The organism is Pseudomonas sp. W3I7, assembly GCF_030816095.1.
GTDB classification, from domain to species: domain Bacteria; phylum Pseudomonadota; class Gammaproteobacteria; order Pseudomonadales; family Pseudomonadaceae; genus Aquipseudomonas; species Aquipseudomonas salomonii.
Window position 1 is genome coordinate 68,880 of sequence record NZ_JAUSXP010000001.1, and the last position, 25,466, is coordinate 94,345.

Here is a 25,466-nt window from a genome sequence, read left to right on the forward strand (position 1 = left end):
CCTGTGGGCGCCGGGCTTGCCCGCGATAGCGGTAGGCCCGGCACCCGATCAGTTGAGTGAACTCAATTAACCCGGATCGCGAAAGCCTGGGTGGAAGTCCTTCGGCACGGCAACACTGACGTTGCTGTTGGTGGCGATATCAATCCCTTCGCTGGCGACGTCTGCCAGGAAGTCGATCTGCTCCGGCGTAATCACATACGGCGGCAGGAAATACACCACGCTGCCCAACGGCCGCAGCAGGGCGCCGCGTTCCAGCGCATGCTCGAACACCTTCAAACCACGGCGTTCCTGCCACGGGTAGGCGGTTTTGGTGGCTTTGTCCTGGACCATCTCGATGGCCAGCACCATGCCGGTCTGGCGTACTTCCGACACGTGCGGGTGGTCCACCAGGTGCGCGGTGGCGGTGGCCATGCGCTGGGCCAGGGCCTTGTTGTTTTCGATGACGTTGTCTTCTTCGAAAATATCCAGGGTCGCCAAGGCTGCCGCGCACGCCAGCGGGTTGCCGGTGTAGCTGTGGGAATGCAGGAAGGCGCGCAGCGTCGGGTAGTCGTCGTAGAACGCGTCGTACACATCGTCGGTGGTGACAACCGCCGCCAATGGCAAGTAACCACCGGTGAGGGCTTTGGACAGGCACAAAAAGTCCGGGCGGATACCGGCTTGCTCACAGGCGAACATGCTGCCGGTGCGGCCGAAGCCCACGGCGATCTCGTCGTGGATCAGGTGCACGCCATATTTGTCGCAGGCTTCGCGCAGCAGCTTGAGGTACACCGGGTGGTACATGCGCATGCCGCCGGCGCCCTGGATCAGCGGCTCGACGATCACGGCGGCGACGCTGGCGTGGTGCTCGGCCAGGGTCTGTTCCATGGCCAGGAACATCGTGCGCGAATGCTCTTCCCAGCTCATGCCCTCGGGGCGCAGGTAGCAATCCGGGCTCGGCACCTTGATGGTGTCCAGCAGCAGGGCTTTATAGGTCTCGGTAAACAACGGCACATCACCCACCGACATCGCGGCGATGGTTTCGCCGTGGTAGCTGTTGGTCAGGGTGACGAAGCGCTTCTTGTTCGGCAGGCCACGGTTGAGCCAGTAGTGAAAGCTCATCTTCAGCGCGACTTCGATGCACGACGAGCCGTTGTCGGCGTAGAAGCAGCGCGTCAGGCCCTCGGGCGTCATCGCCACCAGGCGCTCCGACAACTCGATCACCGGCTGGTGGCTGAAACCGGCGAGGATGACGTGCTCCAGCTGATCCACCTGGTCCTTGATGCGCTGGTTGATGCGCGGGTTGGCGTGGCCGAACACATTCACCCACCAGGAACTGACGGCATCGAGGTAGCGCTTGCCTTCGAAGTCTTCCAGCCATACGCCTTCGCCGCGCTTGATCGGGATCAGCGGCAGTTGCTGGTGGTCTTTCATCTGGGTGCAGGGATGCCACAGCACCGCGAGGTCGCGTTGCATCCACTGGTTATTCAAGCCCATCGGTTATCTCCTCGAAGCGGCCCTGCGCCCGGCGCAGGCGAAACAATCGCGCAAGCCTATGCAATGCCAGGCGGCGTCACAACCCATTACGGATGAATTGGCAGTAAAGGCAGGACGATCTGTCACGTTTCTTGGGAATAGTCCTTAATCCATTGTTAACGTACTGTGCATACTCTCTTGATCGTATTTCTCGATATTTCAAAGCGAAATTTTCCGCTTTAATTCGATAGGTAAATCGCTAGTCTTGGGCACAGTTCTTACGGGATTTGGGACATGCAGCTACGTAATTCATCGGCCCGTTATGGTTGGGTCAGCATTGTTTTGCACTGGGGCGTAGCCCTGGTGGTGTTCGGTCTGTTCGCGCTGGGCCTGTGGATGGTCGGCCTCGACTACTACAGTGCCTGGCGCAAAGACGCGCCCGACCTGCACAAGAGCATTGGCATTACGCTGTTCGCCATCATGCTGGTGCGTATCGTCTGGCGCATTGTCAGCCCGCCGCCGCCACCGTTGGCCAGCTACAGCCGAATGACGCGTATGGGCGCTGCGTTTGGCCACGCGTTCCTGTATCTCGGGCTGTTTGCCGTGATGATCGCCGGTTACCTGATTTCCACCGCAGACGGTGTCGGTATCCCGGTGTTTGGCCTGTTTGAGATTCCTGCCGTGGTTTCCGGGCTACCGGACCAGGCAGATAACGCCGGCTTGGTGCACCTGTACCTGGCCTGGGTGTTGGTGGTCTTCGCCGGTTTGCATGGCGTGGCTGCGTTTAAACACCACTTTATCGATCGTGATGCGACCCTGACGCGAATGCTGGGACGCAAAGCCTGATGTTCAACCTCGACTCACAAGGAATAGAAAGCATGTTGAAAAAGACTCTCGCCGCTCTGGCAATCGGTACTGCTCTGCTGTCCGCAGGTTCGGCGATGGCCGCTGACTATGTTGTCGACAAGGAAGGCCAGCACGCCTTCGTCGACTTCAAGATCAGCCACCTGGGCTACAGCTTCATCACCGGTACGTTCAAGGACCTGGACGGCAAGTTCAGCTTTGACGCCGCCAAGCCTGAAGACAGCAAAATCGAGTTCAACGTCCGTACCGCCAGCGTATTCACCAACCACGCCGAACGTGACAAGCACATCGCCAGCAAAGACTTCCTGGACGTTGCCAAGTTTGCCGATGCCAAGTTCGTCTCCACCAGTGTCAAAACCACCGGTAAAAATGCTGCAGGCCAAGTCACTGCCGATGTGACCGGCGACCTGACCTTTCACGGCGTGACCAAGCCGATCGTGGTCAAGGCCACGTTCCTGGGCGAAGGCAAGGATCCGTGGGGCGGCTACCGTGCCGGCTTTGAAGGCACCACCAGCTTCAACCGTCAGGACTTCGGCAAGCAGATGGACCTGGGCCCAGCGTCCAACACTGTTGAGCTGTACGTGACTTTTGAAGGTGTGAAAGCGAAGTAATTATTTCGCTGCTTCAAACGCCAATCGCCGACCTCAGGGTCGGCGTTTTGCTGTGCCGTGTTTAAAGGCTTTCTTGATACGTCTTCACTTGGTCCTTGAGCCAGTTATGCAGCAACGTCAGTTGCGCCGAAGGCTTGCTGCCGGCGGGCCAGACCAGGTAGTAGCGTGAAGTGTGCGCCGGTTCAATGTCGGTGAGCCGGACCAGTTCCCCGCGTTGAATCAGCGCATGGGCAATGGAGCGGCGGGTCAATGCGACGCCGTGCCCGAGCCGTACGGCTTCGAGCATCAATGTGGAATCGGTGAACTCCAGTGGCGCTTGCGGACGTTGCCCTTCGATACCGGCAGCGCCCAGCCAGATCGGCCAGCTCTCACTGGCATGCAGCAATGGCTGCTCAAGGACAGCTTGCGCCGTGTCCGGCAGCACGCCGTGGTTGAAGTCGCGCGCGGCGACCACCAGCAATGAGTCGCCCATCAACGTTTCGCAATGCACATCCGGCCACTGGCCATGGCCGAAGCGAATCGCGCAATCGAGCGGGCCTTGCTCGAAGCTGGCGAACTCCATGCTCGACTCCAGCCGCAAGTGCAGCTCGGGGTGAGCCGCCCTGAAATCATGCAGGCGCGGCAACAACCAATGCATGGCGTAGGAAGGCAGCACCGAAGCGGTCAGCTGTGGGTGCCGGGTTTTAGCCATCAGTTTCTCGGTGATCCCGGCGATCTCGCCCAGCCCCTGCCTGATCTGGTAGGCATACACGCGGCCTTCATCTGTCAGCATCAGGGTGCGCTTGTTGCGCATGACCAACGCGAGGCCCAGGTAATCTTCAAGGGCGCGAATCTGATGGCTGACGGCACTGTGGGTCACGTGCAGTTCGAGGGCGGCCAGGTTCACCTTGCCTAATCGGGCCAAGGCCTCGAAGGCCCGCAGCGCGGCGAGTGGTGGCAGTTTCAATGTGTGAATTCCTTTCACAGAAAAGCCTAATAATAGCCGCTATACGTGAAATGAGCGGGCTACCGATAATGGCGGCAAGTTATTTGTTCAAATAGCACCGTGCTGAAACTGTCGGGAGTTGTGCGCCATGATTGATGAGATCCAAGCGTTTCTGAATGATTACTTTAGTGTGTTACAAACTCAGGACTTGAATACGTTTGATCAAGTCTTTCATCGTGGCTGCGTGTTATACAGCGCACAGAACTCGACCGTGGTCGTGCGGCCGTTCGATGAATACCGGACTATGGTTCAAGGCCGAAAGTCGCCGCAGGAAGGCGGTTTTCCGCAGCTTGACGAGGTGTTGATGATCGACGTGATGTCGCCGGAAATGGCCATCGTCAAAGTGCGTTTGCGCTTGTTCAATAACGTGATGGTTGATTATTTGAACCTGATGAAAGTTGACGGTCGCTGGATGATCTTCGCCAAACTTTTTCATAAGGCCGGTGAAGTGGCTGATCAATAAGCTTCTGCCTGGATGCAAAAACGCCCCGATTAATCGGGGCGTTTTTGTTAGCGTCGAAAACTCAGCGGTTGCGGGTCAGCAACGCAGGTTTTTCACCACGAGGGCGGCCTGGCAGTTGATCCAGCTGCTCAGGTGTCGGGAAGCGATCCGCTTTCGACTCCTTGTGGATGATTTTCGGCGCCGGGCCACCGCGCGGGTTCTGCACGGCGGGTTCCGACAAGCGTGGCTGGTCGTCACGGGCCGGGCGGCGGTTGTTGCTGCGCGAGTCTTCGCGACGGGCTTGGCCGTCACGTGGCGCGCCATTACGCGGGCCGTTGCGCTTGGCAGGTGGGGTACCGGTGGTACCGCCGCTGCTGTTGCGTGGGCCATTTTGACGACCGCCCTGTGGCTGGCCGCCACGTGGAGCGCCCGTGCCCGTGCCCGCACCTTGTGCCGGGGCACCTGGGCGGCGGCCACGGCCTTGGGCCGGCTTGGCCTGGGGCACGTAGTCAACGCGGTTACCGAAGTTATCCACGTCGTCGTCGAGGAACTCGTCCGGAGCGCGGTCGGCGGCGGCGCGTGGCGGCTGGCTCGGCTGGCGCTGTTCGCGGGCCGGGGTGCCTTCACGGGGCTTCTGCTCACGGGCTGGGCGTTCGCCACGGCCGTTGGTGGGCGCTTTTTCCTTGCCGCCTTTGTCTTTGCCCTTGTCGCGACGGCCACCGCCACCACCGCCGCCGTTCGGGCCATCGCCCTTCGGACCGCGTGGGTTGCGTGGGTTACGCACGTCCGGACGCTCGCGCGCTTCAGGCTTTTCGGCCTCCACGGCGCTGGAGTCGAAGCCCATCAGGTCGCCGTCGGCGATTTTCTGCTTGGTCATGCGCTCGATGCTTTTCAGCAGTTTTTCTTCGTCCGGAGCGACCAGGGAAATGGCCTCGCCCGAACGACCGGCACGGCCGGTACGGCCGATACGGTGCACGTAATCTTCATCGACGTTCGGCAGCTCGAAGTTGACCACGTGTGGCAATTGGTCGATATCCAGGCCGCGTGCGGCGATATCGGTGGCGACCAGGATGCGTACGGTGCCGGCCTTGAAGTCGGCCAGGGCTTTGGTGCGCGCGTTCTGGCTCTTGTTACCGTGGATGGCGACGGCGGTGAGGCCGTGCTTGTCCAGGTATTCGGCCAGACGGTTGGCGCCGTGCTTGGTGCGGGTAAACACCAGTACCTGTTCCCACGCGCCGTGGGTGATCAGGTGCGCGAGCAGCGAGCGCTTGTGGCTGGCGGCCAGACGGAACACGCGTTGCTCGATACGCTCGACCGTGGTGTTCGGCGGCGTGACTTCGATGCGTTCCGGGTTGTGCAGCAGCTTGCCGGCAAGGGCAGTGATGTCCTGGGAGAACGTTGCCGAGAACAGCAGGTTCTGACGTTTGGCCGGCAGGCGGGCGAGGACCTTTTTCACGTCATGGACAAAGCCCATGTCGAGCATGCGGTCGGCTTCGTCCAGCACGAGGATTTCCACGTGGGACAAGTCGACGCTGCCTTGGCCGCACAGGTCGAGCAAACGACCCGGGCAGGCGACCAGCACGTCAACACCACGGGACATGGCCTGAACCTGTGGGTTCATGCCGACGCCGCCGAAGATGCAGGCGCTGACGAACTTCAAGTCGCGGGCGTACAGCTTGAAGCTGTCGTGCACCTGGGCTGCGAGTTCGCGGGTTGGGGTCAGGACCAGTACGCGCGGTTGGCGCGGGCCGTGACGCTGGGATTTGTCCGGGTGACCGTTGGGGAACAACCGCTCCAGAATCGGGAGGGCGAAACCACCGGTTTTACCAGTACCTGTCTGCGCCGCAACCATCAGGTCGCGACCTTGCAACACGGCGGGAATGGCCCGCTGTTGCACCGGAGTAGGCTCGGTATAGCCCGCTGCCTCGATGGCGCGGACTAAAGCCTCGGAGAGACCGAGGGAAGCAAAGGACATGAGTAATCCTGTTTTAGTTAGGGCTTGGCCCAAAGGGATAATCTTGCCAGGCGTGAATGGCGCTTAGGGGAGCGCAACCCCGTCCGGTCCTGCTGCGTCTGGCGGGCACTCCACCGGCTCGCGCGGGCTGCAAAGCTGCGCAGTAGCTGGGTTAGGTGCCTTTTTCAAGACCTCAGCGGCCGGGCGTGAGCCTGGCGGAAAGGCCGGAGTATAACAGAGCAATCACGGCGCGCCGCTTTCCTGCTGCTCAACGGTGTGTTCGGAGGCCGTTATTGCTTGGATTCCCCCATATTTGGCGCTTAAGGCCGCGTAGGCAGGTTCTTGCTTGAAGCGCTTGAGCTCGGCGGCAAAGCGCTGCACCAGCAGGTCCATGCCCGCGCCCCGGCGCACGGCCAGAAATTGCGGTTGGCGGCTGACCACCAGCGGCGCCTGGCTGACTTTGCCTTCCAGGCCCATGGCCTTGATCACATGCTGGCCGACGCGACGGTCGGTAATCACCAGGTCAATGCGGCCCAGCGACAGTTTGCCGAAGTTGGCCTCATGGCTGGGCGCCGGCTCGCGGTCGAACAGGCTGGATTCGCTGAAGGCCTCGCCATACAGATAGCCCGGCGACGTGCCGACCGTCAGCCCGCGCAGTTCATTCAGGGTCTGGGCCGGATGAGGGCGGTCGTTGGCATAGAACAGCACGAACTCGACAGCCGACAACGGTTCGCTGGGGTAAAGCAGCAAGGCGTCGCGCTCATGGCTGTGGAAAATATCCAGCGCGCCATCGGCGTGGCCTTGATCCAGCATGGCCAGGCAGCGTTTCCAGGGCAGGAATTGCCACTCTACATCCACCCCCAGGCGCTGGAACACGATCATCGTGGTTTCGTAATCCAGGCCGCGCATGCTGCCGTTCTCTTCGTATACATAAGGCGCCCAAGGCTCGGTGACAATGCGCAATTTCTCGCCGTAAGCGGTGAAGCTCAGGCAAGTAAAAAGCACAGTGGTCAACAGCTTGAGAATGACGGGCATACCCTGAGGTTACGATGCCCCAGCCCTAAAGAGAAGCTCTGGCACACGCATTCGCGGGCAACTTGATGTGGCGCATTAAAAGCAAAAGGCCCTCGTATAAACGAGGGCCTTGGCATTACCAAACAAGCCTTAGCGTGGCAGCTTGAGGTTATTCCAGATGGCCAGGCTGGGTTCAGTCTGGTTCAGGGTGTAGAAGTGCAACCCTGGTGCGCCACCTTGCAGCAATTGTTCACACATCTGCGTGATCACCTGCTCGCCGAACGCCTGGATGCTCTTGACGTCATCGCCATAAGCTTCCAGTTGCTTGCGCACCCAGCGGGGGATTTCAGCACCGCAGGCGTCGGAGAAACGCGCCAGCTTGCTGTAGTTGGTGATCGGCATGATGCCCGGCACGATAGGGATATTCACACCCATGGCCCGTACACGCTCGATAAAGTAGAAGTAGCTGTCGGCGTTGAAGAAGTACTGGGTGATCGCACTGTCGGCACCGGCATTGGCCTTGCGCACGAAATTCTGCAGATCGTCTTCGAAATTACGCGCCTGTGGGTGCATCTCCGGGTAAGCCGCCACTTCGATATGGAAGTGATCGCCGCTTTCTTCACGGATGAAGCTCACCAGGTCATTGGCGTAGCGCAGCTCACCGCTGGCCATGCCCATGCCGGATGGCAGGTCGCCACGCAGGGCGACGATGCGCTTGATGCCGGCTTGTTTGTATTGGGTCAGCAGGCTGCGCAGGTCGGCCTTGCTGTCGCCCACGCACGACAAGTGCGGAGCGGCGGGAACTTTGACTTCGCTTTCGAGCTGCAGCACGGTGTTGATCGTGCGGTCACGGGTCGAGCCGCCGGCGCCGTAGGTGCAGGAGAAGAAGTCGGGGTTGAAGCTGGCCAACTGCTTGGCAGTCGCCATCAGTTTTTCATGCCCAGCATCGGTCTTGGTCGGGAAGAACTCGAAGCTGTAGCGACGGTCTTGGGACATGGTTAATACCCTTGGAAACTCATAAAACCGCAAGTCATGCACCGATTTAATGTGGGAGCGAGCAAGTCGAATCGTCGCACCGCCGCTCCCACAAAAGCCCGCTCTCGCAGAGAGAGCAGGCAGCAGGCATATCAGTAACGGTAAGCGTGCGGCTTGAACGGACCTTCAACGGTCACGCCGATGTAGTCGGCCTGGGTCTTGGTCAGTTGAGTCACCACGCCGCCGAAGCCGCGGACCATTTCCAGGGCCACTTCTTCGTCGAGTTTCTTCGGCAATACTTCCACGGTCAGGCGCTCGGCTTTCTGGGCTGGCGACAGGTCGGCGTACTTCTGGCCGAACAGGAAGATCTGCGCCAGGACCTGGTTGGCGAACGAGCCGTCCATGATGCGGCTTGGGTGGCCGGTGGCGTTGCCCAGGTTAACCAGGCGGCCTTCAGCCAGCAGGATCAGGTAGTCGTCGTTCTGCGGGTCGAAATCGCCAGCGCCGGTACGGTGAACCTTGTGTACCTGCGGCTTCACTTCTTCCCATGCCCAGTTCTTGCGCATGAAAGCGGTGTCGATTTCATTGTCGAAGTGCCCGATGTTGCAGACCACGGCGCGCTTCTTCAGGGCTTTGAGCATGTTTGCGTCGCAAACATTCACGTTACCGGTGGTGGTCACGATCAGGTCGATCTTGCCCAGCAGGGCTTTGTCGATGCTCGCTTCGGTGCCGTCGTTCTGGCCGTTGATGAACGGCGAAACCACTTCGAAGCCGTCCATGCAGGCTTGCATGGCGCAGATCGGGTCAACTTCGGAGACTTTAACGATCATGCCTTCCTGACGCAGGGACTGGGACGAACCCTTGCCCACGTCGCCGTAGCCGATCACCAGGGCTTGTTTGCCCGACAGCAGGTGGTCGGTGCCGCGCTTGATTGCATCGTTGAGGCTGTGACGGCAGCCGTACTTGTTGTCGTTCTTGCTCTTGGTCACCGAGTCGTTGACGTTGATGGCCGGGATTTTCAGCTCGCCCTTGGCCAGCATGTCCAGCAGGCGGTGCACGCCGGTGGTGGTTTCTTCGGTCACACCGTGAACACGGTCAAGAATCTGCGGGTATTTCTTGTGCAGCAGCTCGGTCAGGTCGCCGCCGTCGTCGAGGATCATGTTAGCGTCCCATGGCTTGCCATCTTTGAGGATGGTTTGCTCCAGGCACCACTCGTACTCTTCTTCGGTTTCGCCTTTCCAGGCGTAAACCGCGATGCCGGCAGCCGCGATAGCAGCAGCGGCCTGGTCTTGAGTCGAGAAAATGTTGCAGGACGACCAGCGTACTTCGGCACCCAGGGCAACCAGGGTTTCGATCAGCACGGCAGTCTGAATGGTCATGTGGATGCAGCCGAGGATCTTCGCGCCTTTGAGCGGCTGCTCAGCAGCGTACTTGCGGCGCAGACCCATCAGGGCTGGCATTTCGGATTCGGCGATAAAGGTTTCGCGACGGCCCCAGGCAGCAAGGGACATGTCGGCGACTTTGTAGTCGGTAAAACCTGCAGGCGTGATTACAGCGCTCATGAAGAGCCTCCATTCGTAGTGTGCGAATGGGCGCCGTTGTGCGTTTAGTATCCAGCTGGCTAACCAGGCCGGACAACGCCCCATCCGAGCCTGACAGGTTGAACCTGCTGCAGCGCCCCTCGGACAGGTGGCGGGAGAACGGTATCAATCGAAGATGACCGTTTTGAAGCGGTGGCGATTATAGCCGTGTGCGCGGCACTTCCCAAGCCTTTCTGTCGGCCACATGCAGATCGTGCATGGGCGTGATAGGCAATGGCGCATAGAGCTTGGGCGCGGGCTCTGCCATGATGTTGCCCATCATTTCGCAAGACGCTTTGGAGTGACCATGAACTTCCACACCCGCAAATGGGTAAAACCCGAAGACCTCAACCCCAACGGCACCCTCTTCGGCGGCAGCCTGCTGCGCTGGATCGACGAAGAAGCGGCCATCTACGCGATTGTTCAATTGGGCAACCAGCGCGTGGTGACCAAGTACATCTCCGAAATCAACTTCGTCAGCGCCTCGCGTCAGGGCGACATCATCGAATTGGGCATCACCGCCACCGAGTTCGGCCGCACCTCGATCACCCTGACCTGTGAAGTGCGCAACAAGATCACCCGCAAGAGCATCCTCACTGTGGAGAAAATGGTCTTCGTCAACTTGGGCGAAGACGGTTTGCCGGCACCGCACGGGCGTACTGAAATCAAATATGTGAAAGACCAGTTTCAGGATGAGTAACTGCACGGCCTGCGTCAGCGGGCATTGAACGCTCGCGAATGAAGACAGGTCGTACCTGAACAGCATCCCCTTGTTCAGGTACCACCATGGCCACGCAAACAGACGGCAAAACCCCCAACTTGTCGCAGGAAGAGCAACAGGACGTCGACAAGAACCAACCGCCCCGCGCGGCGGTTCTGCACGAAATCATCCGCACCCAGGGCGACCAGGAACTGGAGCGCAATGTTGCTGCGTTGTGGTGGTCGGCATTGGCGGCCGGCCTGACCATGGGCCTGTCGCTGATGGGCATGGGGTTGCTCAACTCGCGCTTGCCGGATGGCGAAGGTTTCAAGGTGATCGCCAGCTTTGGTTATTGTGCGGGCTTTCTTGCGGTCATCCTCGCGCGCCAGCAACTGTTCACCGAAAACACCCTGACCGCCGTGCTGCCGGTGATGAGCAAGCCGACGCTGGCCAATGCCGGCCGCCTGTTGCGGTTGTGGACGGTGGTGCTGGTGGGCAACCTGTGTGGCACCTTGCTGGTGGCCTACGTGATGCTGCACCTGCCGATCTTCGACACCAAGACCGACATGGCCTTCCTGGAAATCGGCCGCAAGGTCATGGAAAACGACTCCGGCCAGATGTTCGCCAAGGGCATTATTTCCGGCTGGATGATCGCCACCATGGTGTGGATGATCCCGTCCATGGAAAGCGCGAAAATGTTCATCATTATCCTGATCACCTACCTCATGGCGCTGGGCGACTTCACCCACATCGTCGTCGGCTCGGCGGAAGTGTCGTACCTGGTGTTTGCCGGCGAGCTGCCGTGGAAGGATTTCTGGCTGGTGTTCGCCGGGCCGACCCTGGCGGGCAATATCATCGGCGGCAGTTTTATCTTTGCGTTGATCAGCCATGCGCAGATTCGCAGTGAGAGCAGCTTGCCGGGCAAGGCTGCTGCGGACCCCAGACATCCGCAGCAGATCAAAAAGGATCAGTGAGCCTCAGGCGTGGCCTGGGGCTCCCCCTTGGTCACGTGCTTGACCAGCTTGCCGATGCTCAAGCCCTGCAACAGGATCGACGACAGCACCACGATGTAGGTGATGCTCAGCAGCAAGTCGCGTTCCGGGCCAAGCGGCAGGGCCAGCGCCAGTGCGACCGAGACGCCACCGCGCAAACCACCCCAGGTGAGAATGCGGATAGTGCCGCGTGGCACCGTGCGCCAGCGGCGCAGCAACAGGATCGCCGGGGCCACGGTCAGCAGGCGTGAGGCCAGGATCGCCACGGCCAGCAAGCTGGCGGCCAGTACGTGCAGCCAGTTGAACGGCAACAGCAGCAGCTCCATGCCGATCAGGGCAAACAGCAGGGCGTTGAGCATGTCATCGAGCAATTCCCAGAAACCGTCGAGGTAGCGGCGGGTCATGTCGTTCATCGCCAGCTTGCGGCCCAGGTTGCCGATGATCAGCCCGGCCACCACCATCGCAATCGGCGCCGAGACGTGCAGCTCGGTCGCCATTGCCGAACCGCCGATCACCAGCGCCAGGGTCAGCATCACTTCGATCTGGTGCTGCTCGATGCTCTTGATCATCAGGTACACCAGGTAGCCGATCAGCCCGCCGAACACCACGCCACCGATCGCTTCATGGGCAAACAGCATGGCCGTGGCGCCGACGGTCGGTGTTTCGCCCAACTGTGCGATGCCCAGCAGTACGGTAAACACCACCACCGCCGTGCCGTCGTTGAACAGCGATTCACCGACGATGGTGGTTTTAAGCGGCTTCGATGCGTTGGCGGTTCGCAGTACGCCCAGCACCGCAATCGGGTCGGTAGGTGAGATCAGCGCGCCGAACAGCAGGCAGTAGAGGAAGCTGACGTGCCAGCCGAACAGGGCAAAGATGTAATACGCCAGGCTGCCGATGACCACGGTGGCGATCAATACGCCGAAGGTCGCCAGCAGGCCGATGGGCCAGCGATAGCTGCGCAGGTCGTTGAGGTTGACGTGCAAGGCGCCGGCGAACAGCAGGAACGACAGCATCCAGTTCATCAGCAAGTCGCCGAAGTCGATCTGGCCGATCAACTGCTGGATACGCTCTTCCAATCCTGGGTAGCCGATAAGGCTCAAGCCTTGCAGAATCAGGGAAAACAGCAGGGCCGTGACCATCACGCCGATGGTGGGCGGCAGCCCGATAAACCGGTAGTTCACATAGGTGAGCAGCGTGGTGAGGCAAATAAAGGCGGCGACAAGTTCAAGCATCCGAGGTCCTTGGAAGTGAGGGAAGGTCGTTATTGCTGGGATGGACCGCAACAGCGGCGGGATGTTTCAAGGCGCCGGCTAAAAGCGCGATAGAACCTTTCGGCGTGCTTCGGTTCATAGCCGGTGAGTGCGGTTTTGCAGTGATAGTGCTAAAACTCTAATTTCTATTTAAAACAAAAAAAGGAATCCATTATGACGGCCGCTTTCTGGTGTGTGTTGATCGCAATATTCCTGCCTTACCTGTGCACGGGGGTGGCCAAGTTCAGCGGCGGCAAGTTCGGCCCGCGGCATAACCACGACCCGCGCGCCTTCCTGGACACCCTCGAAGGCCTTGCCAAGCGCGCCCACAACGCCCAACTCAACAGCTTTGAAGTGACGCCTGCGTTTGCCGCGGCGGTGATCATCGCGCACCTGGCCGGTACGGCGTCGCTGGTGACCATCAATGTGCTGGCGGTGCTGTTTATCACCAGTCGGCTGCTGTACATCATTTGCTACCTGGCCGACTGGGCGATGCTGCGTTCGCTGGTGTGGGCGGTAGGGATGGCGTTGATTGCGAGTTTCTTTTTTGTCTCGATCTAGAGGTTTGACGTAATCCCCTGTGGGAGCTGGCTTGCCTGCGATTCAGGCACCTCGGTATGTCAGTTACACCGCGGTGATGCTATCGCAGGCAAGCCAGCTCCCACACAAGCCAGCTCCCACATTTGATCTTCTGCGTTATTCAAGAACCAGCAGGCGCATCCGGCACGTGGGGCAACGTCGCGCCCTTGGGCCACAGCATCCAGATCTGCCCCTGCTGCTTCATATTCCCCGCCAGCTCACCCGCCGCGTCACCGGTGCCCCAGAACAAGTCTGCGCGCACTTCGCCGGTGATCGCGCCGCCCGTGTCTTGGGCTGCCACGGGTCGTGCAATCGGTGAACCGTCAGGCTTAGTGGTCGACAGCCACAACAGGCTGCCCAGCGGAATTACCTTGCGGTCCACCGCCACGCTGTAACCCGCCGTCAGCGGCACATTCAGTGAACCACGCGGACCTTCGTTGCTGTCCGGGCGGGCGCTGAAAAACACGTAGCTGGGGTTGCTCGCCAACAATTGTGGAATACGCTGCGGGTTGGCCTTGGCCCAGGCGCTGATGGCGCCCATGGTCACGTCCTCTTTTTTCAGCTCCCCTTGCTCCACCAGCCAGCGGCCGATCGGGCGGTACGGGTAGCCATTCTGGTCACCATAACCGACGCGCAGTTGGCGCCCGCCGGCCAGTTGAATACGCCCCGAGCCCTGGATCTGCAGGAACTGCAGGTCCATCGGGTTGGTCAGCCAGGCAATCGGTTTGGCGGTGGAGCCCTGGCCGTTGATGGTGCTGGCATCGTCATACGGCTTGAGCACGCGGCCCTCGAGGCGGCCGCGCAGGCGCTTGCCCTTGAGTTCCGGGTAGATGCTTTCCAGGTTGACGATGATCAAGTCATCCGGCACGCCGTACACCGGCACATGGGCAGTGGCGGTTTCGGTCAGGCTGCCGGGGTAGACCGGCTCGTAGTAGCCGGTGATCAGGCCATTGGGTGTGTTGTCGGCCGAGCGCAGGCCGAACACATCCAGGCGCTCCTTGAGAAAACCGCGCACGGCCACGGCATCGCCCGGTACGGTGGCGGCGGCGGCACAGGTCGCGCCCCATACCGGATCAGCCTTGAGGCGCTGGCAGGCACTGCGCCAGGATTCAAACCCGGCCAGCAGGTCGCTGTCGGACACCGCCGGCAGCGCTTCCCACGGTGCACTGACATAAGTGGCAACGGCGTGGGGCTTGGCCGCTTCATCTTTTTTGCCGGCGTCTTTGCCACCATCACAACCGGCCAGCAGCGCAACCATCGGCAGAGCCCACACCATTCGGCGGCTCCAGCGTTTCAAGATGACATTCATACACGTAATTCCTGAAGCGGTTGCCTGCGCCGCAGCGCATTTGGGCAACCCTTATTATTAATAGGGCTATTGGTCTTTGCGGGCGGGGCGAGGATACTGGCCGCCGTTTCCCGTGACCCTGAAGCCATCATGACTTTTAAAAAACTGACCGTGGTATTGCTGGCCTGCCTGACCTTGTCCGCCTGCGGCGCTGTCGACCCGAATTCGCCGCTGGGCCAACGCAAAGCCATCTTCAAGCAGATGCTCAAGACCGGCGAAGACCTGGGCGGCATGCTGCGTGGGCGTATCCCTTTCGACGGCGCGAAGTTCGCCGAAGGCGCGGTCAAGCTCGATGCGTTGTCCCACGAACCGTGGAAGCATTTCCCGAGCGTGCGTGAGGAAGATCACACCAGCGCCAAGGACACTGTGTGGCAACAGCAGGCACGCTTTCAGGCGCTGGCCCGAAACCTTGAAGCGGCCACCGGTGAATTGGTGATCGCGAGCCAGGTGCAGCCCTACAAGGCCAGCAACCTGGGGCCTGCGGTGCAGAAAGTCGAAGATGCTTGCACGGCTTGCCATAAACAGTTTCGCGACCACTGACCGGTTTTACTCGTCGAGTTCGTCGACGGCCTCTTGCAGTTCTTTGCGTGACTCAGCCAGCTTGTCTTTGTGTTTGTTGATCTTGTCGGCATCGCCTTTTTTCATCGCCTTGTCGAGGTCGGCCTGACGGCGGCTGACTTCGTGCTTGGCGTCGAGCACCTTGTTTTCGCGTTCTTTGCGCAGGGACGCATCGGTGCAGTGGGCGGTGACTTCGCTCAGGGCTTTTTCCAAACCGGCCTGTTGTGCGCTGTTGCCATGGGCCTTGGCTTGTTCGATTTGTGCGCTGATGGCCTGGCGCTTGGCGGCGCAGCCGGTCAGTTCCGGCACTTCTTCGGCGGCCAGCAGCGGCATGCTCGCCAAGGTTACGGTGGTCAACAAGGCAAGTGGGGCTAGAAATTTCATGTGGGGCTCCAAGGTCGCAATTGGATGGCAGGGTGAATTCTGCCGGGTTAAAAGTGGCTGGGCTGGGCTTAAAACCCGTCAATCCCTGCCACGCGTAATGTTTCAGCTAACGCTTGTACGTGTGGGTCGCGAAAAAAAGCGCTCAGTTGCGCCGCGCGGCCCGGGCCAATGCCGTCGGTGGCCAGCCAGGCTTGCGTATCTTTGGCGGCCAGGGCCTGCCAGCCGCCCTCCAGATCGCTGCGCGCCGAAGGCGGTACGCCCAGGGCTTTTAGCCATTGTGCAAAGGGCCGTTGCCGCGCGCTTTGCAGGCTGTCGAGCACCCGGGCACGGCGGCGATCACCGAAGCCGTCAATGTTAGCAAGCTCTGCCGCATCCAGGGTTAACCAATCGAGAATGCCTGCGATTAGACCGGCCTGAATCAATGCGTTCCAGGTTTCCCGGCCCATATAGGGCAAAGCCAGGCCCTGATTGCTGCTCAGCCAGGTCAGGCGCGCGAGTAATTGCTCCTCGCAACCGGGATCCAGTTGCCAGCAACTCAACGCGTGGAAGTCGCGCGCATCGGGCACCTGCACCGCCACCCTGGTCTCGTTGCGCAGGATCACCTGCTCCAACCGCGGAATCACTTGGCCGGCAAGGCTGATGGAGACTTGATCGCCGGGGCGGATGTCCAGCGCATGCCAGTGCTTCAAGGAGCCAACGCTGACGCGGCGGATTTGCCGGTCGTCCAGTCGCACCGCCTCCAGTTCCAGAATGGGCGTGATACGCCCCGTGCGGCCGATCTTGAACTGCACCTTGCGCACCAGCGCCAAAGCCCTGGTTATCGGGTACTTCCACGCGACCGCCCAATACGGCGCGCTGACCTGCCAGCGCTTGGCGGGTGCGTGCAGGGCCTGGTGCAACACCACGCCATCGCTGGCAAAGGGCAGCGGATGGTTGTACCAGTAGCTGCGCCAATGTGCGGCCTCAGTGAGGTTTTGCACGGGGTGGCTGTAGCGACGGCTATCGGTGAAGCCCCAGCGCGCCAGGGTGGCCAGCCGCGTGCTGAAGTCTGCCGGGCCTTCGGGCCAGGCCCAGACGAATAGCCCGATCCTGGAAGCCTCGGCCTCACTTAACTGTCGGCGATTCATCAGCCCGGCCACTTTGCTGCGGGCGCCGAGCCCGCCGTGTTCGGACTGCACATGATCGTCAAGGCGCCAATAGAGTTCGCCTTGCAGCACCAGGTCGATGGGCTCGGGCAGTTGCTGGACAATGCCCTGGATCTTGCGTGCGGCGGCGGTCCAATCCTGACCGAGCAGCCCGTCGCCACGGCTGATGAGCTGGCTCAGGCGGCCTTTGCGATACACCAGCGTCACCGCAACGCCGTCGACCTTGGGTTGCACCCAGACGTCCTGGCGTGTCTTGAGCCACTCACTCACGGCCTCTTCATCCACCAGCTTTTCCAGGCCGGTATGAGCGACTGGATGCGGCCGTGTGCCGCGTGCACCTGCCAGCGGGTTGTCCGCCGTCGACTGCGTTGGCGCAAAACACGCCCGCCAGCGCTCCAGGCGCTGGCGGGCCTGGTCGTACAGCTCGTCGCTGACCGGAGACTGACCGAGCCGGTGGTAACTGTCATCCCAGAGCTTGATCTGTTCAGCCAGGGTGCCGACCTGTGAGCGCGCCTCTTCGGGGCAGTCTTCGGCCCAGGCCAGAAACGCCAGGGCGCTGAGTACAAGGGCAATCAGTAAACGCATGATGAGCATCCGTGCTCGGAAGGGACGCCCAGCCTAAGTGATCCCGGCGGCCACAAAAAAGCCCCGGCAGGGCGGGGCTTTTTACCGGGTGTTTCCAGTTACCTGAACAGGCCGCCCAATGCTTTCACCGCTTGGTAATTTTCCATCGTGGCTTCCCGTGTTTGCTGCTTGGCATCGACCTTGGCCGGGGGCTCCGCGAGTTTGTTACAGCCTTTGTTGAGCTGCGCCTGTGCCGCTTTCAAGGGCCTGGATGCTCAGCGGGTCAACATGCCAAGGTCATTGCGCAGGCCATAAAAAGCCCCGCCGGGCGAACCCGGCGGGGCTTTTGGTGCAACGCGTGCTTACAGGCCGGCGGCCGTGCGCAAGTCGTTGGCGCGGTCGGTTTTTTCCCAGGTGAAGGTGGTGAAGGTGTCGTCGCCGACAGTCTTCTGCGCAGGGGTACGGCCGAAGTGGCCGTAGGCTGCGGTGTCCTGGTACATCGGGTGCAGCAGGTCGAGCATGGTGGTGATGGCGTACGGGCGCAGGTCGAAGATCTCACGCACCAGCTTGACGATCTTGTCATCGCTGATCTTGCCGGTGCCGAAGGTATTCAGCGAGATCGACGTAGGCTGGGCCACACCGATCGCGTAGGAAACCTGAATCTCGCAACGCTCGGCCAGTCCGGCCGCGACGATGTTCTTGGCCACGTAACGACCGGCGTAGGCCGCCGAGCGGTCAACCTTGGATGGGTCTTTACCCGAGAACGCGCCACCGCCGTGACGGGCCATGCCGCCGTAGCTGTCGACGATGATCTTGCGACCGGTCAGGCCACAGTCGCCCACCGGGCCACCGATGATGAACTGGCCAGTCGGGTTGATGTGGAACTGGGTGTCTTTGGTCAGCAGCTCGGCAGGCAGCACGTGCTTGACGATCAGCTCCATCACGCCTTCACGCAGGTCGGCGTAGGACACGTCCGGGTTGTGCTGGGTCGACAGTACAACAGCGTCGATACCCACCACTTTGCCGCCTTCGTAACGGCAGGTCACCTGGGACTTGGCGTCCGGGCGCAGCCACGGCAGCACGCCGGATTTACGTGCTTCGGCCTGGCGCTGTACCAACTGGTGCGAGAAGGTGATCGGAGCGGGCATCAGCACGTCGGTTTCGTTGCTGGCGTAGCCGAACATCAGGCCCTGGTCGCCGGCGCCCTGATCTTCTGGCTTGGCGCGGTCCACGCCCTGGTTGATGTCTGGGGACTGCTTGCCGATGATGTTCATCACGCCGCAAGTCGCGCCGTCGAAGCCGACGTCGGAGCTGTTGTAGCCAATGTCGGTGATCACGTCACGAACGATCTGCTCCAGGTCGACCCAAGCCGTGGTGGTGACTTCACCGGCGATGATCGCCACGCCCGTTTTCACCAGAGTCTCGCACGCCACACGGGCGAACTTGTCTTCAGCAATGATAGCGTCCAGCACCGCGTCAGAAATCTGGTCGGCGATTTTGTCCGGATGCCCTTCAGACACGGACTCGGAGGTGAAAAGGGAGTATTCGCTCATCTCGATGTTTTCCTGATATTTACCGATGGTGAGTGTCGCCAGTCGGTCGCTGAAAGTGGCGGACCTGGATCTGGAAACCATTACGTAAACCTACATAGAGGCTTTCCCCGGGAACGAGTCCCGCAGCGGTGGCCCAACGGGCCAGATCGTCCTGTTCAAAACCCAACCAGAGATCACCGCAGGCCTCCTTGGCCCAATTCTGGTTGTGGCTGCATAAATCTGTGACCAGCAGGCTGCCGCCCGGTTGCAGCAAATTCGCCATCTGCTTGAGGGCTTCGGCGGGGGCCGCGAAATGGTGCAAGACCATGTTCAGCACCACGCAATCGGCCCGCAGGCTGGTGTCATTCAACGCGTCGGCCAGCTGCAGGCTGACGTTGCGCAGCGCTTCGCGCTCGCACAGCTGGCGCGCCAGCTCAAGCATTGCCGGGCTGTTGTCCAGCGCCGTCACCTGCTTGAAGCGCCGTGCCAGTTCCGGCAAGAAGCCACCGTCGCCGGGGCCAACTTCCAGCGCCGTCGCCTCCTCACTGAAGCTCAGCTTGTCCAACAGCGCCAGTACGCTTTCGCGGTATTGGGGCAAACCGGCGATCAGGTCCTGTTGAGCGCGAAACTTCTCGGCTACCCGTGAGAAAAAGTCCTGGCTGGCGGCGGCGCGTTGCCCGTGGACCTGGCTGATGCGCGCCTGCACGTCGCTGGGCAGGCCCAAACTGTCTACCTCGTCGAGCAGGGCGGCGTGCAACTTGCCGCCGAGCAACTCGGTGTGGGGCAGGGCGCGGCGATAAAAAATCGCATTGCCTTCGCGGCGCGTGGCGACCAGCTCGGCCTGGGCCAGCACCTTGAGGTGGTGGCTCATGCCGGATTGGCCGATGGCAAAGATCTGCGCCAGTTCCAGCACGCCAAAAGAGTCGTTGGCCAGTGCACGCAACACGTTCAGGCGCAACGGATCACCGGCGGCCTTGCATAAGGCAGCCAGCTCATCGCTGTCGTCGGGACGCAAGGAAGGCACGGGTAGGTTCATAAGGCCAGCAGTCTAGTGACGGGTGGAAATCCTCGCAAGGCCAATATCAAAAAGTTTTGATATTGGTCGATAATCGGTAGTTATAAGCAGCCGCTATAACCTTTAGACGAAGCGGTGGGCTGTTTCTGCAAGCCAATGCCGGGCAAACCGCAGGAAAAACACCTTCAAGTGACTATCTGTCATTGCCCGCAGGCGGTGGCTGAGGGAAAATGCCGGTCCTTTTTTCCGTTTCTTCTACTCAAACCCCAGGAGATCAGCGATGCCCAGCCGTCGTGAGCGTGCCAACGCCATTCGTGCCCTCAGCATGGATGCCGTGCAAAAAGCCAACAGCGGCCATCCCGGTGCCCCGATGGGCATGGCGGATATCGCCGAGGTACTTTGGCGTGACTACCTGAAACACAACCCGAGCAACCCGTCGTTTGCCGACCGTGACCGCTTCGTATTGTCCAACGGCCATGGCTCGATGCTGATCTATTCGCTGCTGCACCTGACCGGCTACGACGTCACCATCGATGACCTCAAGAGCTTCCGCCAGCTGCACAGCCGCACGCCGGGCCACCCGGAATTCGGTTACACCCCGGGCGTCGAAACCACCACCGGCCCGCTGGGTCAGGGCCTGGCCAACGCCGTGGGCTTCGCTCTGGCTGAAAAAGTATTGGGCGCGCAGTTCAACCGCCCTGGCCACGACATCGTCGACCACCACACCTATGTGTTCCTGGGTGATGGCTGCATGATGGAAGGCATTTCCCACGAAGTCGCGTCCCTGGCCGGCACCCTGGGCCTGGGCAAGCTGATTGCCTTCTACGATGACAACGGCATCTCCATCGACGGCGAAGTCGAAGGCTGGTTCACCGACGACACGCCAAAGCGTTTCGAAGCCTACAACTGGCAAGTGATCCGCAACGTTGACGGCCACGATCCGGAAGAGATCAAGACCGCCATCGACACCGCCCGCAAGAGCGAGCAGCCGACCCTGATCTGCTGCAAGACCATCATCGGTTTCGGCTCGCCGAACAAGCAAGGTAAAGAAGACTGCCACGGTGCCCCATTGGGTGACGCGGAAATCGCCTTGGCTCGCGAAGCGCTGAAGTGGAACCACGGCCCGTTCGAAATCCCGGCTGACATCTACGCCGAGTGGAGCGCCAAGGAAAAAGGCCTGGCTGCCGAAGCCGAGTGGGACCAGCGTTTTGCTGCCTACTCCGCCGAATTCCCGGAATTGGCCAACGAACTGGTACGCCGCCTGGCCGGTGACCTGCCTGCCGACTTCTCGGAAAAAGCCTCGGCCTACATCGCCGAAGTCGCGGCCAAGGGCGAAACCATCGCCAGCCGTAAAGCCAGCCAGAACACCCTGAACGCCTTTGGCCCATTGCTGCCTGAGATCCTCGGCGGTTCGGCTGACCTGGCCGGTTCCAACCTGACCCTGTGGAAAGGTTGCAAAGGTGTTTCGGCCGAAGACGCCAGCGGCAACTACATGTACTACGGCGTGCGCGAGTTCGGCATGAGCGCCATCATGAACGGCGTGTCCCTGCACGGTGGTCTGGTGCCTTACGGCGCGACCTTCCTGATGTTCATGGAATACGCGCGTAACGCCGTACGTATGGCCGCGCTGATGAAGAAGCGTGTGATCCATGTGTACACCCACGACTCCATCGGCCTGGGCGAAGACGGCCCGACGCACCAGCCGGTCGAGCAACTGACCAGCCTGCGTACCACGCCGAACCTGGATTGCTGGCGCCCAGCCGACGCGGTGGAATCCGCGGTGGCCTGGAAGCACGCGATCGAGCGCAAGGACGGCCCTTCGGCGCTGATCTTCTCGCGTCAGAACCTGCAACACCAAGTGCGTACCGACGCGCAGATCGCCAACATCAGCCGTGGCGGTTATGTGCTCAAAGACTGCATCGGCGAGCCGGAACTGATCCTGATCTCCACCGGTTCCGAAGTCGGCCTGACTGTTCAAGCCTACGACAAGCTGACCGCCCAGGGCCGCAACGTTCGCGTGGTGTCCATGCCGTGCACCAGCCTGTTCGAAGCCCAGGACGCGGACTACAAGCAATCGGTTCTGCCGTTGCAGGTCAGCGCACGTATCGCCATCGAAGCGGCTCACGCCGACTACTGGTACAAGTACGTGGGCCTGGAAGGCCGCGTGATCGGCATGACCACCTACGGTGAGTCGGCGCCGGCGCCAGCCTTGTTCGAAGAGTTCGGCTTCACCCTGGAAAACATCCTGGGTCAGGCTGAAGAGCTGCTGGAAGACTAAGGCTGTAGATTGAGGTGGCTGTGCCGGCCTCTTCGCGAGCAAGCCCGCTCCCACATTTGACCGGGTTCACACAGTTGCAATTGTGAACCCATTCAAGTGTGGGAGCGGGCTTGCTCGCGAAAGCGGTCTAACAGCCACCCCATTACCCAATGGTAATCGAGAACCCCATGCCTCAACCGCGTCCCTACAAAGTTGCACTCAACGGCTACGGCCGCATTGGTCGTTGCGTCTTGCGTGCTCTGTTCGAGCGAGGGGCGGCGGCCGGGTTTGAAATTGTGGCGATCAACGATTTGGCCGACATGGCCAGCATCGAATACCTGACACGCTTTGACTCCACCCACGGCCGCTTCCCCGGCGAAGTGCGGGTTGAGGGCGATTGTCTGCATATTAATGGCACCTGCGTGCAGGTCTTGCGCAGTGCCACCCCCGAAGGCATCGACTGGAAAGCACTGGGTGTTGACCTGGTGCTCGAATGTTCCGGTGTCTATCACACCCGTGCCGACGGCCAGCGTTTTCTCGATGCCGGCGCACCGCGTGTGCTGTTTTCCCAGCCGATGGCCAGCGAGGCGGATGTCGACGCCACCATCGTCTACGGCATCAACCAGGATTGCCTGACCGGCGATGAGCTGCTGGTGTCCAACGCCTCCTGCACCACCAACTGCAGCGTGCCGCTGTTGCGCCTGCTGGATCAGGCGATTGGCCTGGATTACGTGTCGATCACCACCATTCACTCGGCGATGAACGACCAGCCGGTGATCGACGCCTATCATCATGAAGACCTGCGTCGCACACGCTCGGCGTTCCAGTCAGTGATTCCGGTGTCTACCGGCCTGGCCCGTGGCATCGAGCGACTGTTGCCGGAACTTGCCGGGCGAATCCAGGCCAAAGCCGTACGGGTGCCGACGGTGAACGTGTCTTGCCTGGACATCACCATGCAAACCGTCAGCGACACTGACGCGACGGAGGTCAACCGGATCTTGCGCGACGCCGCCACCAGCGGCCCGCTCAAAGGCCTGTTGGCCTACACCGAATTGCCGCACGCCAGTTGTGATTTCAACCATGACCCGCATTCGGCGATTGTCGATGCCAGCCAGACCCGCGTTTCCGGCCCCAGGCTTGTGAACATCCTGGCGTGGTTCGACAACGAATGGGGCTTTGCCAACCGCATGCTGGATGTTGCAGGGCACTATCTGCACATCGCCACTAAACAACCTCAACAGTAATTCAGGAACTGCGACCCATGACCGTGTTGAAGATGACCGACCTCGATCTGCAAGGTAAGCGCGTACTGATTCGCGAAGACCTCAACGTCCCAGTCAAGGACGGTGTTGTCACCAGCGATGCGCGAATCCTGGCCTCGCTGCCGACCATCAAGCTGGCCCTGGAAAAAGGCGCGGCCGTGATGGTCTGCTCCCACCTGGGTCGCCCGACCGAAGGTGAGTTCAGCGCCGAAAACAGCCTCAAGCCTGTGGCCGACTACCTGAGCAACGCCCTGGGCCGCGACGTGCCGCTGGTAGCCGACTACCTGGGTGGCGTTGACCTCAAGCCTGGCGACATCGTGCTGTTCGAAAACGTGCGCTTTAACAAAGGCGAGAAAAAGAACAGCGACGAGCTGGCCCAGCAATACGCGGCCCTGTGCGACGTGTTCGTGATGGACGCTTTCGGCACCGCGCACCGCGCCGAAGGCTCGACCCACGGCGTGGCCAAGTTCGCTAAAGTTGCCGCGGCTGGCCCATTGCTGGCTGCTGAGCTGGATGCATTGGGCAAGGCGCTGGGTGCTCCGGCACAGCCGATGGCTGCCATCGTGGCCGGCTCCAAAGTGTCGACCAAGCTGGACGTGCTCAACAGCCTGAGCACCATCTGCAATCAGCTGATCGTCGGCGGCGGCATCGCCAACACCTTCCTGGCCGCAGCCGGGCACCCGGTGGGCAAATCGCTGTACGAGCCAGACCTGCTCGACACCGCCCGCGCCATCGCCGCCAAAGTCAGCGTGCCGCTGCCGGTGGACGTGGTGGTGGCCAAGGAATTCGCGGAAAGCGCCGAAGCCACCGTCAAGCTGATTGCTGACGTGGCGGCTGACGACATGATCCTGGATATCGGCCCACAAACGGCGGCTAACTTCGCGCAACTGCTGAAAGCCTCCCAGACCATTCTGTGGAACGGCCCGGTCGGCGTGTTCGAGTTCGACCAGTTCGGCAACGGCACCAAGGTGCTGGCCAAGGCGATTGCCGAAAGCTCGGCATTCTCCATCGCCGGCGGTGGTGACACCCTGGCCGCCATCGATAAATATGGCGTTGCTGACCAGATCTCCTACATTTCTACCGGTGGCGGCGCATTCCTCGAATTCGTCGAAGGCAAAGTGTTGCCGGCTGTTGAAGTGCTGGAAACCCGAGCCAAAGGTTAAGGTTCGTGATCCGGAAAAGGAGCATTCCCATGATCAAGTCGTTGGCACTGGTGATCGCAGCGGGCCTGTTGGCCGGCTGCGGCAGCACGCCAAGCGCTGCGCCCGAGGCCGAAAAGCCTGGGGCTGCGCCGAAAAAAAGCTGCTACCAGGCCGACTGGCAAGCCGAAACCATGCCGGTGATCAACAAGCGCATCGGCAATGAACGGCTGGAACAATACGACGCCGCGCCCAACGGTCAGGAACAGGGTTGCCCATGACGGGTCTGATCAACTAACCGACAGCAGTGGCGGCCCTTGGGGCCGTCGTTCGAGGAGTGGCAATGAAAGGCGTTATCGCCCTGGCAGCCCTGGCCTTGTTGGCCGGTTGCAGCAGCATGAACATGTTCAACAAGGCGGCTGAGCCGGCAGACAAATGGACCACCTGGACCTGCGACAGCAAGGCCGAGGTCAACTGGCGCTTTGCCAACCCGGCCCGTTCCGAAGTGGATGTACGCCTCGGCGGTGCGGACCAGGTTTATCGCCTTAAACAAGAGGTTGCCGCCTCGGGCGTGCTGTACAGCGACGGCCAACTGGCGTTTCACACAAAAGGTGAGGAAGGCCTGGTTTACTGGGTTGCCACCGATGATTTGATTGGGCGCGGCTGTAAGGCCCAGTAAGAAGATCGAATGGGAGAGCAGATTGTGTGGCGAGGGAGCTTGCTCCCGCTGGAGTGCGAAGCGCTCCTGAAAACTTGGGGCCGCTGCGCAGCCCAGCGGGAGCAAGCTCCCTCGCCACATCAAGCCAGCTCCCACATTGATCCGGTTCCAAAGGCACTTATGTGTAAACCGGACACTGCAAT

At 60.9% G+C, this 25,466-nt stretch carries 24 protein-coding genes and 1 riboswitch; of the genes, 12 read left to right on the forward strand and 12 right to left on the reverse strand.

Going from position 1 to position 25,466, the window contains the following annotated elements:
- Nucleotides 1-66: 66 nt before the first annotated feature.
- Nucleotides 67-1,473 carry an adenosylmethionine--8-amino-7-oxononanoate transaminase gene (locus QF043_RS00360; protein WP_307417152.1) on the reverse strand — a complete coding sequence of 469 codons (1,407 nt, stop codon included), beginning with the start codon at nt 1,471-1,473 and terminating at the stop codon, nt 67-69.
- A gap of 273 nt (nt 1,474-1,746) precedes the next feature.
- Between QF043_RS00360 and QF043_RS00365 the strand changes: the two genes are divergently transcribed.
- Nucleotides 1,747-2,298 carry a cytochrome b gene (locus tag QF043_RS00365; RefSeq protein ID WP_305456324.1) on the forward strand — a complete coding sequence of 184 codons (552 nt, stop codon included), beginning with the start codon at nt 1,747-1,749 and terminating at the stop codon, nt 2,296-2,298.
- Between the two features lie 32 nt (nt 2,299-2,330).
- Nucleotides 2,331-2,927: a YceI family protein gene (locus QF043_RS00370; protein WP_307417153.1), complete on the forward strand. Its 597-nt coding sequence runs from the start codon at nt 2,331-2,333 to the stop codon at nt 2,925-2,927.
- Between the two features lie 61 nt (nt 2,928-2,988).
- On the opposite strand, the gene QF043_RS00375 is transcribed toward QF043_RS00370, so the two are convergent.
- The gene (locus QF043_RS00375; protein WP_056857725.1) at nt 2,989-3,873 is read right to left on the reverse strand and encodes a LysR substrate-binding domain-containing protein; all 885 of its coding nucleotides are present in this window, start codon (nt 3,871-3,873) and stop codon (nt 2,989-2,991) included.
- Between the two features lie 127 nt (nt 3,874-4,000).
- Here QF043_RS00375 and QF043_RS00380 point away from each other — a divergent pair, with 127 nt between their 5' ends.
- Nucleotides 4,001-4,375 (forward strand): nuclear transport factor 2 family protein, encoded by a 375-nt coding sequence (locus tag QF043_RS00380; RefSeq protein ID WP_056857726.1) that lies wholly within the window; start codon nt 4,001-4,003, stop codon nt 4,373-4,375.
- A gap of 61 nt (nt 4,376-4,436) precedes the next feature.
- Here the strand turns inward: QF043_RS00380 and QF043_RS00385 are convergent, their stop codons facing one another.
- From QF043_RS00385 to ahcY, 4 genes are all read right to left on the reverse strand, one after another.
- On the reverse strand, nt 4,437-6,329 hold the full coding sequence (locus tag QF043_RS00385) for a DEAD/DEAH box helicase (protein WP_307417154.1): 1,893 nt from the start codon (nt 6,327-6,329) through the stop codon (nt 4,437-4,439).
- 222 nt (nt 6,330-6,551) lie between these two features.
- Nucleotides 6,552-7,343, reverse strand: a complete 792-nt coding sequence (locus tag QF043_RS00390) for an ABC transporter substrate-binding protein (protein WP_307417155.1) — start codon at nt 7,341-7,343, stop codon at nt 6,552-6,554.
- Nucleotides 7,344-7,472: 129 nt separating this feature from the next.
- On the reverse strand, nt 7,473-8,318 hold the full coding sequence (gene metF, locus QF043_RS00395) for a methylenetetrahydrofolate reductase [NAD(P)H] (protein ID WP_307417156.1): 846 nt from the start codon (nt 8,316-8,318) through the stop codon (nt 7,473-7,475).
- A 131-nt stretch (nt 8,319-8,449) separates the two neighbouring features.
- The gene (ahcY, locus tag QF043_RS00400) at nt 8,450-9,859 is read right to left on the reverse strand and encodes an adenosylhomocysteinase (RefSeq protein WP_056857730.1); all 1,410 of its coding nucleotides are present in this window, start codon (nt 9,857-9,859) and stop codon (nt 8,450-8,452) included.
- 21 nt (nt 9,860-9,880) lie between these two features.
- Nucleotides 9,881-9,986: riboswitch (S-adenosyl-L-homocysteine riboswitch) on the reverse strand.
- A 198-nt stretch (nt 9,987-10,184) separates the two neighbouring features.
- Between ahcY and QF043_RS00405 the strand changes: the two genes are divergently transcribed.
- Both QF043_RS00405 and QF043_RS00410 read left to right on the forward strand, forming a co-directional pair.
- Nucleotides 10,185-10,577: an acyl-CoA thioesterase gene (locus tag QF043_RS00405; RefSeq protein WP_016977737.1), complete on the forward strand. Its 393-nt coding sequence runs from the start codon at nt 10,185-10,187 to the stop codon at nt 10,575-10,577.
- A gap of 86 nt (nt 10,578-10,663) precedes the next feature.
- Nucleotides 10,664-11,551 carry a formate/nitrite transporter family protein gene (locus QF043_RS00410; protein ID WP_307417157.1) on the forward strand — a complete coding sequence of 296 codons (888 nt, stop codon included), beginning with the start codon at nt 10,664-10,666 and terminating at the stop codon, nt 11,549-11,551.
- Here QF043_RS00410 and QF043_RS00415 read toward each other — a convergent pair.
- Nucleotides 11,545-12,804, reverse strand: a complete 1,260-nt coding sequence (locus QF043_RS00415) for a sodium:proton antiporter (protein ID WP_056857732.1) — start codon at nt 12,802-12,804, stop codon at nt 11,545-11,547. The genes QF043_RS00410 and QF043_RS00415 overlap by 7 nt on opposite strands.
- Before the next feature lie 192 nt (nt 12,805-12,996).
- On the opposite strand from QF043_RS00415, the gene QF043_RS00420 reads away from it, so the two are divergent.
- Nucleotides 12,997-13,383, forward strand: a complete 387-nt coding sequence (locus QF043_RS00420; RefSeq protein ID WP_307417158.1) for an MAPEG family protein — start codon at nt 12,997-12,999, stop codon at nt 13,381-13,383.
- A 139-nt stretch (nt 13,384-13,522) separates the two neighbouring features.
- On the opposite strand, the gene QF043_RS00425 is transcribed toward QF043_RS00420, so the two are convergent.
- A complete protein-coding gene (locus QF043_RS00425; protein ID WP_307417159.1) occupies nt 13,523-14,710 on the reverse strand; it encodes a murein transglycosylase A in 1,188 nt (395 codons plus the stop codon).
- Nucleotides 14,711-14,839: 129 nt separating this feature from the next.
- On the opposite strand from QF043_RS00425, the gene QF043_RS00430 reads away from it, so the two are divergent.
- Nucleotides 14,840-15,289 carry a cytochrome c gene (locus tag QF043_RS00430; RefSeq protein ID WP_307417160.1) on the forward strand — a complete coding sequence of 150 codons (450 nt, stop codon included), beginning with the start codon at nt 14,840-14,842 and terminating at the stop codon, nt 15,287-15,289.
- A 6-nt stretch (nt 15,290-15,295) separates the two neighbouring features.
- On the opposite strand, the gene QF043_RS00435 is transcribed toward QF043_RS00430, so the two are convergent.
- From QF043_RS00435 to QF043_RS00450, 4 genes are all read right to left on the reverse strand, one after another.
- A complete protein-coding gene (locus tag QF043_RS00435; RefSeq protein ID WP_307417161.1) occupies nt 15,296-15,691 on the reverse strand; it encodes a DUF1090 domain-containing protein in 396 nt (131 codons plus the stop codon).
- 68 nt (nt 15,692-15,759) lie between these two features.
- Entirely contained in the window at nt 15,760-17,421 is a 1,662-nt protein-coding gene (gene ligB / locus QF043_RS00440) for an NAD-dependent DNA ligase LigB (protein ID WP_307417162.1), read from the reverse strand.
- Nucleotides 17,422-17,762: 341 nt separating this feature from the next.
- Nucleotides 17,763-18,953, reverse strand: coding sequence for a methionine adenosyltransferase (gene metK, locus QF043_RS00445; RefSeq protein ID WP_056857738.1), 1,191 nt, complete (start codon nt 18,951-18,953; stop codon nt 17,763-17,765).
- A 19-nt stretch (nt 18,954-18,972) separates the two neighbouring features.
- Entirely contained in the window at nt 18,973-19,968 is a 996-nt protein-coding gene (locus QF043_RS00450) for a metalloregulator ArsR/SmtB family transcription factor (protein WP_307417163.1), read from the reverse strand.
- A 259-nt stretch (nt 19,969-20,227) separates the two neighbouring features.
- On the opposite strand from QF043_RS00450, the gene tkt reads away from it, so the two are divergent.
- From tkt to QF043_RS00475, 5 genes are all read left to right on the forward strand, one after another.
- On the forward strand, nt 20,228-22,225 hold the full coding sequence (tkt, locus tag QF043_RS00455) for a transketolase (protein WP_065929476.1): 1,998 nt from the start codon (nt 20,228-20,230) through the stop codon (nt 22,223-22,225).
- A 167-nt stretch (nt 22,226-22,392) separates the two neighbouring features.
- Nucleotides 22,393-23,448, forward strand: coding sequence for an erythrose-4-phosphate dehydrogenase (gene epd / locus QF043_RS00460; protein ID WP_307417164.1), 1,056 nt, complete (start codon nt 22,393-22,395; stop codon nt 23,446-23,448).
- A 17-nt stretch (nt 23,449-23,465) separates the two neighbouring features.
- Nucleotides 23,466-24,629 (forward strand): phosphoglycerate kinase, encoded by a 1,164-nt coding sequence (locus QF043_RS00465; protein ID WP_307417165.1) that lies wholly within the window; start codon nt 23,466-23,468, stop codon nt 24,627-24,629.
- 29 nt (nt 24,630-24,658) lie between these two features.
- Nucleotides 24,659-24,886, forward strand: coding sequence for a hypothetical protein (locus tag QF043_RS00470; RefSeq protein WP_307417166.1), 228 nt, complete (start codon nt 24,659-24,661; stop codon nt 24,884-24,886).
- 62 nt (nt 24,887-24,948) lie between these two features.
- Complete coding sequence (locus tag QF043_RS00475) at nt 24,949-25,284, forward strand: MliC family protein (protein ID WP_305456302.1); 336 nt, start codon at nt 24,949-24,951, stop codon at nt 25,282-25,284.
- Nucleotides 25,285-25,466 lie beyond the last annotated feature (182 nt).